Below are 14,209 nucleotides of genomic sequence, written 5' to 3' on the forward strand. Positions count from 1 at the left end.
CCGTTAAATCACCAATCGTAAGTTAAACTGGCAATAATATTTTGTCGATCGCCATACCAACAAAAACCATCACATGTCGCTATGTACTCTTTATCAGTGATATTTTTGGCTGCGACTTGTAGCTTGTAATCTCCAATGCGATAGCTGACCGTCGCATCCATTAAAAAGTAACTTGGTACTTTTAGTCTCTCTTCATTATCTCCGTATGACTCACCTGTATAGCGCGCACCTAAGCCAACAGCAAAGCCATCAAGAGGTCCATCAAAGAAACGATAATGTGCCCAAGCTGATGATACGGTATTCGCGACTTGAGAAGGTGTTTTGCCAACCCATGTCTTATTGACGTCTTCTTTTATCTCTGCATCAACATAGGCTATGTTTCCGATTAATGTTAAAGAAGGTGTCACATTGGCTACAGCTTCAAACTCAACGCCGTTATTTTCTATTTTTCCTATTTGCGTCAATTCACTCAAGTAGATACGAGCCAAGTTTTCTTTTGTTGCCCGATACGTTGCGATATTGAAATAGCCATCGAATGAATCCGGTTGGTATTTTACACCGATTTCAATTTGATCACCGCTTTCCGGCTTCGCTGGCTTACCATTGCTATCTTCTTGAATAATTGGATCAAAGTACTGAGAGTAACTAAAGTATGGTGTGAAGCCTGAATCAGAAATATAAGCCGTTCCCACACTAAACGTCCACTCTCCGTTGTCGACTTTCGTGCGAGCACCCGTGGTAACATTATGTACTTCGTTACTTGTATCGTCGTAACGAGCACCCAATAACATTGCCCATTTATCGTTAATCAGCATATGATCTTGAAAGTAGACACCGAGCTGTCGGTTCTCGATTTTCGTTCTTTGCTTATCGGTTTCGCTCAATGGCTGTAGCGTATTCGGATCGAGTAACATTATATTATCCGAATAAGTGGGATTAAATACATTAAACCTAGAGTCAGGCAAAGCTCCCATTGGTGTGTTTAAGAGTGCATTACCATCAGCAACGATAGGATCATTAGCAAAGTCCTTACCATCGATACTGATCGTTTGAAAATCTAAACCCAACATCAAGTTATGCTCAACACTTCCCCAATTTACTTGGTGCATCAAACGATTATCAATATTAAAAGCATCGGATGACCCATCTTCTGTTGAAGCGCCCCGAAGTATGGTCTTGCGTTCATTTGATGGATCTAAAATCGGCCCCAACCCAGGTACATCAGCCGAGTAAACGTACGAATACATTTGTCTCAACTTAACATCCATTTCACTGTAACGAGCAGCTTGAACAAACGAAGTGGTATCATTAAACGCATGAGAAAACTCATAGCCTAAAGACACCTGCTCACGCTCAAACGTCTCCCAGTTGGGATTGCCTATCGCTAAACTATCACTGATCTTTCCATTTTTGTTTGGCGTTAACGTTCCTTCAACTGGCAAAAATTGCAGATAAGGATCTGAGTCGTCTTTTTGATAGCTCGTTAGAAAGGTAATTTCAGACGTCTCATTAAATTTGTACGTCATTGATGGAGAGAGAAGAATGCGCTCTGCTTCTACCCCACTAATTCTCGTCCCATTTTTTCTCGCTAACCCTTGAAAGCGGAAAGCTAACTGCTCACTCACCTCAGAGTTTACGTCAAGAGAAAGTTGTTTACGGTCTTCAGAACCGTACTCCAAAGATACAAGCCCTGAGCCTCCATCAAATTGAGGTCGCTTACTGACGACATTGATAACCCCACCAGGAGGGTTTTGCCCATAAAGAACAGACGCTGCACCACGTAACACTTCAACCCTTTCTAACGCAAACGGATCTATTTGCCAACTATAGAAACCAGAAGAATATAAACGGGTACCATCTTGATACAGCCCGCTGTTCGCCTGTTTAAAACCACGAATAATAAACCAATCTTGCTTGTTATCTTCGCCGAAATAATTAGTTTGAATACTTGGTGTGTACTGTAGCGCGTCAGAAATGCTAATAGAGGCACGATCATCCATTTGTTCTCGCGTAACAACAGATACCGCTCTTGGGGTTTCATTGATGGCAATATCAGTTTTCGTCGCTGCCCGACTCTTCACTCCAAGATAACTAAAATCAGGGCCAACTGCACTGTCTTGCTTCTGTCCAATCACAACTATATTTTCATTTTCCTGAGCTAAGACATTTGGCGTTGATAACGCTAATACAACCGCCATTGACGTTGGTGTCAGCATAAACTGCCGAGTCATATTATTCTCCTTTTTTGTCGGCAGCCAAACTAACCCTTCATGACTTCAGCGATCGCTGAAAGAAAAGCGAGTTACAGCATCGCCAATTGTTTCCATAAAAGACAAACCAGAGGTTTTGCATAAAGCACTCGCATAGGTTACCAATGCCACTGCGAGTGCTTGTTTGTTGTATAAGTACTTTCTTCGTTGAGGCTTAGCTGGTATCTATAAACGGCGTAATCCCCACATCAGATACAAACCGCCAATGAGAGATGCCATCAGCCCTGTTGGTATTTCTTGTGGGTAAAGAACTTGTCGTCCCAACCAATCGGCCAACAACATCACGCCGGAACCCAATATCGCGGCGCATAACATGTGTTGTGACGCTTTGTTAAAGCCAAATAAGCGAGCTAAATGCGGAGCCAGTAACCCAACAAAGCTAATAGGACCAACAACCAATGTCGCACTGACCGTGAGACAAGCAACTAAAAGCAGCAGTATCGCGCGCGAACGATCAACGCGAATCCCAAGTGCTTTAGAGGAAGCGGCGCCAACAGGAAGAATATCTAGCCATCTTACGCAGAGAAAACTCAACCCTATAAAGACAAGCGCAGATAAAGACAATGGGAGTAACGTTTCAACCGAAACATAGTAGGTAGACCCAGACAACCAAGCCAATGCTTGATAACTTCTTGGGTCACCAGTGGCTAGAATAAAGCTCTGTATTGCATTCATCAGTGCGGTAATAGCAATACCAGTCAACAAAATACGCTCCGGCTGAAAGCCTGACTTACGGTTTAGCAGCACAATGACCAATACCGTCGCTAATGCGCCTACGAGCCCACCTAAAGAAAGAGTGAAAATTGACGAACCAAACCCAGTAAACATCGCGATGATCAATCCCATCGCTGTCCCTGAACTGATACCGATCACTTCAGGACTGGCCATTGGGTTTCCACTTAGGCGTTGAATCATGGTTCCAGCAATCGCTAACATTGCCCCCGCAATTGCTGCTGCAAATAATCTAGGTGCGCGCCATTCCAAAAAAATCCAATTTTGGCTAGCAAATAAGTTTGTCCACCCTTCATTTTGCACAGCAACCGTGGCAAAAAGAACAACGGAAATTAACGTGCCGATCAACGCCAATGAGATCGCTTTAGGGTTTAGCTTGTAAACATGTTGACGGTGTCGAGTTAACACTGTTTGAGTATGGCCCTGCGTCTTTTGTGATAAGCGAGGTAACAACCATAACAGTAGCGGAGCGCCCAATGCAGCCGTTGCTGCTCCCGTTGGTATAAAACTCGCCATTAGCCCCGGCAGTTGCTGAATAACCAAATCGGTTAAAGTCAATAACATGGCACCAATCAGCATTGATACCCAAAGCTTATGCTGGATTTTATTGATACCTATCAATCGAGTAATCGCTGGCGCTGCTAATCCGATGAAACCGATGATTCCTACTGCAGAAACGACCCAAGAAGTGATTAACACCGCAAGCCCAAGACAGACAAAGCGCAGTTTGGCTAGCGAGACACCTAAACTCTTGGCACCTTGCTCGGAGAGTTCTAACAGACTTAACGGCTTTGCAAACACAAATGCGATAACCGTAGCAAGTGCGATTCGAGGTGCAAGATACGAGAAATCACCCCATCCGCTCTGAACAAGCGAGCCCGCTCCCCATATCATTAATCCATTCAGCTTTTCGGTATTCATCATCAGAATAACCGTACTTAATGATGCAAAGTACAGGTTTATCACTAACCCAGAAACGACGACGACCGTTGGAGATAACGCTCGTCGCCATGACAACAGCATCACCAACCCCATCGATGTCACACCGCCGATGAGAGCAACCAAATTAGGTGCAATATCCAACATCCAAGGTGCAAATAGCGTAGCTAACATCAAAGCAAAACTTGAACCGCTCGCCACACCTAATGTCGTGGGCGAAGCAAGAGGATTGCGCAGAACTTGTTGCATTAATACCCCAGCAACCGCTAATCCGGCACCAGAAATAATCGTGGTGAAGACTCGAGGCCACCAGCTAAAGTGAAGTAAGACGGAATCGATAGACTGAAAGTTAGGTTCCCATAAACTGCTAAGAGCCAGTGAGAATGAACTTGCTTGATACAATTGGAAAGCACCAATAGAAAAGGTAAATGCCGAAAGTAACACCACAAGGCTTAAAGGCATGGCTTTCATTGTTCTAACTCCTCGACCTTACTCGCCGTAACTAACTCCGCGAACCGAAGCGCTGAAGGCATAGAACCAAAACTCCAAACAGGCGCGACTTGCATGACCTTCTCACCAGACTGTTGAACAACGTATTGCCAAAACGGATCTTGAGAGAGCTGCTTTTCGCCACCATGAGGCAATGGCTCAACGATAACAATTTGGGCTCTTATACCTGCTAACTTATCGATGCCGACTAAGCTGAAGCCCCAGCTATTTGTCTCTTCGTTCCACGCATTACTCAGCCCAATCTTTTCGATAGCCTGAGAGTAAAGACTATTCTGACCAAAAACACGAACGTGCTTCGTATCCATAAACTGAATCATTAAAAGCGGCGGCTGGTCTTTGTTTATGCGCTGTTTTAATAAAGAGAAACGTTCTTCATATTTTTGTATAAGTGCCTCAGCTTCCGCTTCTCTTCCTAGCTCTTCACCAAACCTCCGAGTGAAACGAGTAAGTACCGACCAATCTGTAATCCCGCTTTCATATAAGTCAATCGTGGTAACGGGGGCAATATCGACTAAGCGATGCTTCATTGAGGAGAAATACGGGGCAATAAAAATACGGTCAGGTCTGAGCTCGTAAATACGCTCTATATTGGGTTGAGTTCTTAACCCTACATCCTTAGTTTGAGGTGGTAACGGTGGGGATTTTACCCAAGCATCGTAATCTTGCCCTTGAGCGACGCCTACGGGCACGACCCCTAACGCCAACATCGTTTCAGTTTGTGTCCAATCAACCGACATCACTCGAGGTGACGCCTCAGCTACTGCTTGAAAGGAACTGACCAAAAGCGCACTAAGTGAGAGAGCGAAAGAGAAATGCTTAAGTCGAGTGTTTGTACTGCTCATTATTCAACCTCTAGCTTGGCATCGCCACCGGATAACCCGCAGGGTGGTCAGAGATCTTCATCTCGATCCCGTATATGTCCCTCAGCTTAGGTTCAGTAAACACCTGTTCAACATTGCCTTGTGCAATCAAATCACCTTGATGTAATGCAACGATATGATCGCAAAAGCGCGCCGCTAAGTTGATATCGTGCAGTACGATAATAACGCCCAAGCCCAACTCTTTACTGAGTTTAGAGATGAGCTTCAACATATCGACTTGATGGCTAATATCTAATGCAGACAAAGGCTCATCAAGAAGCAAATACTCGGTTTTTTGCGCTAATAGCATGGCTAGCCACACTCGTTGGCGCTCCCCTCCAGATAGCGTATCAACTAAGCGATCTGCGTATTTTAGTGTTCCTGTCATCGCCATTGATTCTTCAACAATGTCATGATCTTTCTTGCTCAAACGACCAAGTAAACCATGCCATGGGTAACGACCAAAACCGACTAAATCTCGACCTAAAATACTGTCGGTCACCGGAAGATGCTGAGGCAAGTAGGCAATGTGTTGGGCGAATTTTTTCGCTGAGAGATCGTTAATGCTCGTTCCATGCAGAACCACGTCACCAGCGGTGTATGGCTGTTGCTGTGCCAGCAACTTTAACAATGTGGATTTTCCTGAACCATTGTGCCCAACAAGAGCGTATGTTTTTCCAGGTTCAAATGTCACATCAAACGCTTTTAGCAATGACTTGCCTTCAATCTCAAACTGGAGTGCTTTAGCTTCCAACATCCCTACTTCACCTAATAGCCATTCACAAATGAAAGCTAATCAACCGCTTTCATTCGTTCATCACGTTTGCCGTTCTTATTCAACAGAACGATTAATAAGGGAGGTTTTATATAACAACAAAGATACAAATGCAAACCGTTGTCATTATCATTACATCAACAAGTTCATTGAGAGAATTACTAAGCGTTAATGATTATTTGTTGCGGATGACTTCATTAGTGGATTGTCGGCAGGTCAACGAGAGCAGCGGTCTACCACTGCCCTCGCATAAATTTGAATGAATACTGCGGCGCATGAAGAAATGAGAAATGCCGCAGTGAATAAATTAATGACGAGCGTCAGCGCCAAACTCTACTTCTTTATAGATATCGGCCAGCGACTTTTTACCTTGTTTGTCTTTGGCTGAACGCTTTTTCTTCGTTTGATAATGGTATTCTTGCTCCTGAAGTGCTTGTTCGTGCTCTTTTGCTGACTCAACAAACTCAGGATTTGCAAGTGCTTGTTGGCGTAAGCGGTTTACTCTTTCAAGGGTTTCCCACAACATACTTCACCTCCAAACTTATTACTGTATATAAAAACAGTATTGTTTAAATATTCCTCCTCGTCAACATTTCAACTTCGTTACTGCTCTTCACATTAACCCCAAGCCTGTATAGTGCTCGGGATATTTGTGGATGATTTGCTTTATATAACCTTGATGCTCTCGCAGAGCATTAACACATTCTCGAGATAACCATCCCTGATATACCCATTTTTCAAGTTCTAACAATGCGTATGGGATGGACCACGCTTGTCTGTACGGATGGTGCGTCGTCATAAAATCAAAGGCATTCGCGACAGCCGTAATTTGCGCGGCGATTGGTATATCGCCACTGGTTAAGCCATACGGATAACCAGTACCATTTAAGTTTTCGTATTGATAAGTAACCATCTGCAAAAACAAAGTCACACTCGGGTGAACCGGATTTCCGATACGAGCCACTATGTCATCGGCCGAGTCGATGCAACGCTCAATATGTTGAATCAATATCGCCTCTTGTTCTTGAGTATAATTTGTTCGGCGACTAGCAATTTCAACTGGCAGCTGAACATCACTGAGCGCATGGAATTGAGCAAAAATACCAATATCTTCGACCATTTCATCATTCAGGTGATAACGATCCGCTAACTGCGTTGCGATGACTTGGCTGTAGTACTTCATTCGTTTGGTATGCGCGTAAAACTCAGGGGAGTAGCCTGGCATCATACATTGCATTCGGTTCGCCAACGTTTCTATTGCGCTAACGACGTGGTCTTCTGATTCAACCGCAAATTGAATCATTTCGAAATAAGGTTTGAGACTATTCAACGCTTCTAAGCTAAACGCATTGGGCTGAGTGGAATTTAAAAACACAAAGCCTGTAAATGCTTTATTGTCGTAACAAGGAATCGCAACCGACGACTGGTATCCGTGTTTGAGTAAGGTTTGAACCCGAGGACAGTGATTAATATCGTGAAGATCTTCGACGATGCGAGGAATCGCGTTTTTGGAGGCAATATTGAGGTGGTGGAGCTTACGGAATGCTGACTCATGGTGGGCTAAACACCAAGTGTCGAACTCACTTTCTGCAAATGATTTGAGCACATCTTGGTCTGGGTGATATTTAGCAAATGACACCCTATCAATACACGGCAAGTGCGCCTGCATCCTGCCCTTTAGCGTTTGCAGTTGCTCATTAAGCGGTTTTGCAAACGGGTAAAAACTCCGGTGCGCCATACTTCACCTCCACACCCAAGCAGAGAAACAAGAGAAGCTCATTGTGTTGCAAATTCAATGGTATTTTGAGCGGTTTTCTCCACTTAAATTATCGATATACCACAACTTAAGTGTACGAAATAAAAGCACATTTCTACCAATTCTTTCACCGAATATCTTACGGTAATTTGATCCAGATTAAAAAAGCCAACGAGCGAAACTCATTGGCTTAACAATACTGATTGATTACAATGAATTCAGTAACTAGAGGTTATTCAGAGAACGTTCTAAACAACTAGCCCAGAGCAGGAAGCACACCCAACGTAATTAACAGCTGAGCTAATACGATACCTGTGCCAGCGATACCCGTTATCACTAATGCTCCTTGGCCACCAGCAACTCGGTACTCCCCCGTAAAATCATCCGATTTACGAACCTTGATCACCATAACCAAAGGCAAAAAGATGGCTAAAATCGCTAATGCAATCGCTGCATAACCCAAAGCCATAATAAAGCCTTGAGGGTAAAAAAGTGCGAAGCCCAGCGGTGGGGTAAACGTCACGAGTGCCGCAACCAAGCGATTAGGCTTATCGTTGCTCCCTTTGATGGTGTCACCCAAAAACTCGAATAGACCTAAACTCACACCAAGAAATGACGTTAACAGTGCCAAATCAGCAAATACACCGACAATGTTGCCTAAGTTTGATTGGTGCACCGTCTGTGATAGTTGACCAATAAGCGCGCTCAACCCACCGTTTTCAATAAGCGTACTTTGGCTAACCACACCCAATGTCACGATCTGCCAAAAGATGTAAATCACGAGCGGGATCGTCGAGCCAATAATAACGGCTTTGCGCAAAGAAGAAGTATCGCCATCTAAGTAATTCACAATTGCCGGAATGCTTCCGTGGAAACCAAACGAAGTAAAGATAACAGGAATCGCCGCTACAATAAGACCTTGCTCAATCGGCATACTCAATAAGTAAGATTCCGTAACGTTTGGAGCAAGAAAAGAAAGCACAGCAACCATCGCAACAAGTTTCATCGCGAACAACACTCGGTTAACTTTATCGACCGTACCTGTACCAACTGTCACAACTAAAGTCACAATCAAGGTAAAGATTATCGTTGATGTAGGCCCTGAAATATCAAGGTCAAACCATTGTGCAAGACGGTCTCCGAACTGAGCACCACCGCCAGCGATGTACGCTGCACACAATGAGTAGAACAGAAACAACATCGCAAAACTTGCCACCCACTTGCCTTTTTGGCCCAGGATCTGTTTCGCTAAAGTATGAAGAGTTGCACTACTTTCTGCATGCTGATGAAGCTCAAGCATGAGTAAGGCAGTGAAAGCCATCAGAGCCCATAAACTGAGCATGATGATGATTGAAGTTGAAAAACCAATGCCGGCAGAGGCAAGTGGAAGGGCTAGCATGCCAGCACCTATTGTAGTTCCCGCGATAATTAGCGTACTACCGAATACTTTAGAACGACTCATTGTATATTTATCTTTACACTTTATTAGGAATTATCGGTATTAGATCGGGCAACGGCGTACCGAAACCAACACCATATTTGTAATGCTGTCGATATTGTAGGATCTTCAGCAGAAGATCAAGCAAAGTGTAAGGATAAAAAACCACAAGTGTAAATTAAAATTTACACAGTACTAATATCCAACAATAGCTGAGTACATTCTTCCCTGCTCATGAACTTAGGGACAGGGTAATTCCAGTGCGCCTCTTTCAGAATTAAATCTACAAGCGCATCAGCATCTTCGCGCTTAATGAGTGCACTTTTCTGCTTAATATCAATGCTTGCAAACAAAGACTCCACGTGCGTCAAAAAGTGTTGAGCACTCGCCTCACCTGACTGCCCTTCGGCCGTCAACGCATCGAGTTTTCTTAGTTGAGGCTCTATCTCTGATAATGAAAAGCGCAGCACAGGTAACAAGGCTAATCCGTTTGCCATGCCATGAGGTATTCCATATTTCGCACCGAATGTGTGAGCAAACGCATGAACATAACCCAAACTCGCTTTCGTAAATGCTAAACCTGCGTAGTAGGATGCCATGGCCATTTTATGTCGAGCTTCAACATCATCCCCTTGTGCTACGACCCGAGGAAGATACTTAAAAATTAACTTAATGGCGGCAACAGAGTAAGCCCTAGTTTCTTGAGTAGCATTTCTCGACACATACGCCTCAATAGCGTGAGTTAATGCATCAACGCCAGTATCAGCCGTGATCTTAGGAGGCAAACCAATCATTAAATTCGCATCTAAAGCTGCCATTAGTGGCACCAACTTTGGATCCATCAAAGGGGTTTTAATGTGTGAGGAGGGATCTGATACGACCGCGGCGATGGTGACCTCACTTCCTGTTCCTGCGGTCGTTGGAATAGCAAACAGAGGCGCTGGCATTCGCCATACTTTCAATAGTCCAGCTAACTTTTTTATTGGCCGTTTATTGGTAACTTTCGCAGCAATGACCTTTGCGCAGTCCATTGCCGAGCCACCACCCAAAGCTAATATGCCCTCACAATGAAAACGATGGTAAGCCTCTAGACCGCTTTCTACCTGATCATAGGTAGGATCGGGCTGCACTTTCGAGAAAACATCTAACTGCAAATCGAGCTGTGCTGCCGCTTCGAGCACCTTATCGACAATACCGACTTGGACTAACCCTTCATCGGTAACTAATAAGACGCGTTTAAATCCCAGTTCGGTCATCGATTCTAATAGCTCATTCATCGAACCGGGGCCGGAAAACAAGGTTGGTCTCGGCATAGGAAGGATAAGAGCTGCTATTTTTAGCCCTGCGGTGTAAGTCCGATATAAGCGATGCTTCAACATACGAAATCCTTTTCATTTAGAGCTATCATTCTAGCTACTTTTATCACCTATGCTTACTTTGCAATCACACATTTTTAATTAAGTCATTTCATCAACACATAAATGCTGCTGAGGGAGCAATACCGTTATCTTGATCTCCCCACACCACGTGAGCTGTAGAGAAAATTATTTTTTATGATTTGCCATTAGCGTTACCTTAATGACTCCCCCCTCTTCGGCTTCGCCGATCATAAAGTGGTTATTCAAGATGCTTTATCATTCATACAAACTCAAAAATATGGATTCTGCTTAATCACATAACTGTACGGTATATCAGTAATCTAATCCGAACATCACTTATAAAAATACAAATAAGAATGCGTTACATCATGATTTATTGTCGTTTTCAAATAAGTCAATAAAAGCAACAATAATCTTTCAAAACTAATACTTAGTTCAAATAACTGACTCTTAATCATGAGCTTCAGGTGATATTGTTATGCAACTAGGATTATTATCCGCCCCATAATTAAAACTACGTCTAAACGCCCACCTTTTTGGGGTCTATTCGCTGTCGTACCCAATTTTCCTATCACCTTCTGATTTGGGTTTCGCGTGGGCTAATTAGCAATGTCGGTATAAACCATGAATCATTCTTGCCATTCCCATACGGACACGGGCTTTGAAGTCGATCTAAAACAAGCACTTATCTGGGTTGCTCGAGCACTCGATTATGTCGGTGTTGACGATACTCACCACAGCCATCGTGTCGCTTATATCGCTTACCAATGTGCTCGCGTCATGGGTTGGGAGCCAGAAAAAGCGGAGTTTTGTTACTTCGCAGGTATGATCCACGACTGTGGAGTCTCCGAAACACAAGAACATAAAATGTTACTTGAAGAGCTGGTGCCACAAGACGTGAAAACACACTGCTTAAGAGGGTACCGAAGCCTCGAGCAGTGTCGTTTGTTGCGCCAATTTGCGACACCAGTTCTTTACCACCATACACATTGGAGCGAACTAAAAGAGCTCGATTTACCGCCTTTTGAAAAAGAGGTGGCCGCCCTGCTCTACTTATCGGACCGCCTTGATTTTATGCGCTCAAAATACGTCATGAACTGCCACTGTGACATTGTCACGCTTCATGAAGAATTGATTGCTGAGTGCATCATGGCAAACGTTGGAACCTTGTTTAATCCAAGCATGGCCGAAGCAATGGTTAAACTCGTCATGACCGACGCGTTTTGGTTCGCGATGGAGTCGGAAAATATTGAAACCATAGGCCTAAATTTTAAAAGCATTGATTGGCTTCAAAAACAATTAACCATCCAAGATATGAACAGTTTGGGAATGTTTATCGCTCAAATTGTCGATGCAAAGAGCCCGTTCACTTATCAACATTCACAAAAAGTAGCGGAATTATCTCGTTATCTAGCAATTAAGCTTGGGCTAAACGAGCACGACCAAGAAATGTTATATATTGCAGGGCTGGTGCATGATATTGGAAAGTTAAAAACACCAGATGAAATCCTTCACAAAGAAGGCTCTCTAAACAAACAAGAGTACACACGCATTAAACGCCATACCATTGATACTCAGCTCGCATTGCATAAGGTCTTCCCTAACGCGAAAATAGCGGAGTGGGCTTCCAATCATCATGAACGTTTAGACGGGTCGGGCTATCCCTATCACAAAACAGGCGACGAGCTCGATGTTCCATCGCGTATCATTGCTGTCGCGGATGTCTTCCAAGCCCTGTCTCAAGATCGCCCCTATCGAGGACGAATGACTCAAACACAGATCGCCGACATTATGGGTGAGCAAATAGCCAAAGAGGAGCTTTGCTCTGACGTTTATGCGGTATTAGAACGAAACATGACAGAGTGTTACGAACTCTCAACCGACGTTTAATCAAAACAGGGGCGAACACACGCCCCCCTTTTTTAGGATGATAAGACTAGGCCGACAAATAGTTACCTAGCAATATCAAGTAAATTATCTCGCACACCATTGATTCTGAACCAACCAGCGATACTAAAACGCTCGGCATTGGTTGGTAACACCTCATGTGGGAACTGCTCTGATAAGAATACGAACAAACGCCCTGAGCGTGGGGGAATGGTTGCAATTTTATTGTCATTCAAATCGTATACTACTAATTCACCCGCGTCTTCTTCCGTCCAGGATTCGTTCATATAAAAAACGGTCGTCAATCGACGGTTTTCGTTACCTTTGAAGCAATCTAAATGTTTTTGGTAGAAGTCCCCTTTCTCGTACTTGGCAAAATGAGCTTCGTACTCAAAAAGTCCAAGAAACAAGTGACGGTTCACTTCTTGGCGGATCTCTTCCATTTTATCCAAGTAAGAAGCAACAGCATGCCCCATATTTGGCGATAACCATTGAATCTTGTCACTTCGAATAGATTCAATACGAGTCACATCATCGTTACGACCAATACGTGCTTTTTTCCAATTGCTTGGAATGCAATCTCGCAGTTGAGCCACCTCTTGTTCAGAAAGAAAATCATCCCAGATGTAGTAGCCATTGGTTGCTAACGCATCGATCATTTTATTCATTATTTTCGTTCACTCGTGTTAGTTGGGCGCTCTATATAAAAAATCTGCGACACAACAACAAATGCGATTTTTTATCGAGACGACAATGAAGCAAAACGAGAATTAAAAATGACGATACAAGATACAAAAATGCCGCTCATGTGAGCGGCAATGTCGTTTGTTATTGACGAGCTTCTAATCTCGTTGCTCGAATTCGCAACGGACGAAGACGCTTAATGCTAGGACGCTGTTTGTTTTTTAGCTGGATATGACAAAGTTCCAGAATCAAACCAAATGCCATCGCAAAGTACACATAACCTTTATTGATATGAATTGCGAAGCCTTCTGCCATCAATAAGCCACCCAATAAAACCAGGAACAGCAATGCCAACGTTTTAAAGCCGGGATAGCGCGTCACCAGATTATTGATTTTTTCAGCAGTCATTACCATCACGATTGCAGACGAGACAATCGCCGCGACCATAAGCGGGACATCACTTGTCAAACCGACGGCGGTTATCACCGAGTCCATTGAGAATACCGCATCCACAGCAACAATCTGCAGCAGCACTACCGCTAATCCAGTACGAGCATGAGTCGAGTGGCCAGATTCATTGTGATTTAACCAGCTCCACAACTCTTTCAGGCTTTTTGCCAATAGGAATGCACCACCCGCGATCATGATCACGTCTCTTCCGGTAAACGCTTGGTTTACGACGGAAAACAGTGGTTGAGTCAACTGCATAATCCAAGAGATAGAAAAAACCAATGCAATACGAGCAATAACAGCAAGGCCGATACCAAGGTTTCTTGCCAGTTTACGTTGATGCAGTGGTAATCTTTCACATAGGACGGAGATAAAAACGACGTTATCAACGCCTAAGACAACTTCAAGCGCAAACAAAGTGGCAAAAATCGCCCAAGCCTCTGGTTGCATGAAAAGTTCTAACATGAGTACGCCTCCAGTGATGGGAAGACATACGGTGAAGGGTTCTGTCGACTAAAGGGGTCGTCCA

At 43.8% G+C, this 14,209-nt stretch carries 11 protein-coding genes; 1 reads left to right on the top strand and 10 read right to left on the bottom strand.

Features of this window, described 5'->3' with window-relative positions; all coding sequences use genetic code 11:
• Positions 1–8 precede the first annotated feature (8 nt).
• The 8 genes from R2S67_RS05920 to R2S67_RS05955 form a co-directional block, all read right to left on the bottom strand.
• Positions 9–2,231: a TonB-dependent siderophore receptor gene (locus R2S67_RS05920; protein WP_317342786.1), complete on the bottom strand. Its 2,223-nt coding sequence runs from the start codon at positions 2,229–2,231 to the stop codon at positions 9–11.
• Positions 2,232–2,435: 204 nt separating this feature from the next.
• On the bottom strand, positions 2,436–4,412 hold the full coding sequence (gene fhuB / locus R2S67_RS05925) for a Fe(3+)-hydroxamate ABC transporter permease FhuB (protein WP_301657847.1): 1,977 nt from the start codon (positions 4,410–4,412) through the stop codon (positions 2,436–2,438).
• On the bottom strand, positions 4,409–5,293 hold the full coding sequence (locus R2S67_RS05930; RefSeq protein ID WP_085343866.1) for an ABC transporter substrate-binding protein: 885 nt from the start codon (positions 5,291–5,293) through the stop codon (positions 4,409–4,411). The genes fhuB and R2S67_RS05930 overlap by 4 nt, the downstream gene beginning before the upstream one ends.
• Before the next feature lie 10 nt (positions 5,294–5,303).
• Complete coding sequence (locus R2S67_RS05935) at positions 5,304–6,068, bottom strand: ABC transporter ATP-binding protein (protein ID WP_005394180.1); 765 nt, start codon at positions 6,066–6,068, stop codon at positions 5,304–5,306.
• A gap of 325 nt (positions 6,069–6,393) precedes the next feature.
• Positions 6,394–6,612, bottom strand: a complete 219-nt coding sequence (locus tag R2S67_RS05940) for a hypothetical protein (RefSeq protein WP_005377723.1) — start codon at positions 6,610–6,612, stop codon at positions 6,394–6,396.
• 87 nt (positions 6,613–6,699) lie between these two features.
• Complete coding sequence (locus R2S67_RS05945; protein ID WP_301574354.1) at positions 6,700–7,824, bottom strand: HD-GYP domain-containing protein; 1,125 nt, start codon at positions 7,822–7,824, stop codon at positions 6,700–6,702.
• A 274-nt stretch (positions 7,825–8,098) separates the two neighbouring features.
• Positions 8,099–9,304 carry an aromatic amino acid transport family protein gene (locus tag R2S67_RS05950; protein ID WP_065646762.1) on the bottom strand — a complete coding sequence of 402 codons (1,206 nt, stop codon included), beginning with the start codon at positions 9,302–9,304 and terminating at the stop codon, positions 8,099–8,101.
• A 161-nt stretch (positions 9,305–9,465) separates the two neighbouring features.
• The gene (locus R2S67_RS05955; protein ID WP_243327244.1) at positions 9,466–10,659 is read right to left on the bottom strand and encodes an iron-containing alcohol dehydrogenase; all 1,194 of its coding nucleotides are present in this window, start codon (positions 10,657–10,659) and stop codon (positions 9,466–9,468) included.
• 624 nt (positions 10,660–11,283) lie between these two features.
• Here R2S67_RS05955 and R2S67_RS05960 point away from each other — a divergent pair.
• Positions 11,284–12,549 (top strand): HD domain-containing phosphohydrolase, encoded by a 1,266-nt coding sequence (locus tag R2S67_RS05960; protein WP_243327243.1) that lies wholly within the window; start codon positions 11,284–11,286, stop codon positions 12,547–12,549.
• A gap of 62 nt (positions 12,550–12,611) precedes the next feature.
• On the opposite strand, the gene R2S67_RS05965 is transcribed toward R2S67_RS05960, so the two are convergent.
• Positions 12,612–13,214, bottom strand: a complete 603-nt coding sequence (locus tag R2S67_RS05965) for a 2OG-Fe(II) oxygenase (RefSeq protein WP_005394168.1) — start codon at positions 13,212–13,214, stop codon at positions 12,612–12,614.
• 160 nt (positions 13,215–13,374) lie between these two features.
• Positions 13,375–14,145: a TerC family protein gene (locus R2S67_RS05970; protein WP_047008736.1), complete on the bottom strand. Its 771-nt coding sequence runs from the start codon at positions 14,143–14,145 to the stop codon at positions 13,375–13,377.
• Between the last annotated feature and the right edge of the window lie 64 nt (positions 14,146–14,209).

Source organism: Vibrio sp. T13N (assembly GCF_032970445.1).
GTDB lineage: Bacteria > Pseudomonadota > Gammaproteobacteria > Enterobacterales > Vibrionaceae > Vibrio > Vibrio diabolicus.

Bases quoted from the DNA above. Each gene is read 5' to 3' on its own strand.
- R2S67_RS05950 (WP_065646762.1), bottom strand. From the start codon at position 9,304: ATGAGTCGTTCTAAAGTATTCGGTAGTACGCTAATTATCGCGGGAACT.
- R2S67_RS05945 (WP_301574354.1), bottom strand. From the start codon at position 7,824: ATGGCGCACCGGAGTTTTTACCCGTTTGCAAAACCGCTTAATGAGCAA.
- R2S67_RS05960 (WP_243327243.1), top strand. From the start codon at position 11,284: ATGAATCATTCTTGCCATTCCCATACGGACACGGGCTTTGAAGTCGAT.
- R2S67_RS05940 (WP_005377723.1), bottom strand. From the start codon at position 6,612: ATGTTGTGGGAAACCCTTGAAAGAGTAAACCGCTTACGCCAACAAGCA.
- fhuB (WP_301657847.1), bottom strand. From the start codon at position 4,412: ATGAAAGCCATGCCTTTAAGCCTTGTGGTGTTACTTTCGGCATTTACC.
- R2S67_RS05930 (WP_085343866.1), bottom strand. From the start codon at position 5,293: ATGAGCAGTACAAACACTCGACTTAAGCATTTCTCTTTCGCTCTCTCA.
- R2S67_RS05920 (WP_317342786.1), bottom strand. From the start codon at position 2,231: ATGACTCGGCAGTTTATGCTGACACCAACGTCAATGGCGGTTGTATTA.
- R2S67_RS05955 (WP_243327244.1), bottom strand. From the start codon at position 10,659: ATGTTGAAGCATCGCTTATATCGGACTTACACCGCAGGGCTAAAAATA.
- R2S67_RS05965 (WP_005394168.1), bottom strand. From the start codon at position 13,214: ATGAATAAAATGATCGATGCGTTAGCAACCAATGGCTACTACATCTGG.
- R2S67_RS05970 (WP_047008736.1), bottom strand. From the start codon at position 14,145: ATGTTAGAACTTTTCATGCAACCAGAGGCTTGGGCGATTTTTGCCACT.
- R2S67_RS05935 (WP_005394180.1), bottom strand. From the start codon at position 6,068: ATGTTGGAAGCTAAAGCACTCCAGTTTGAGATTGAAGGCAAGTCATTG.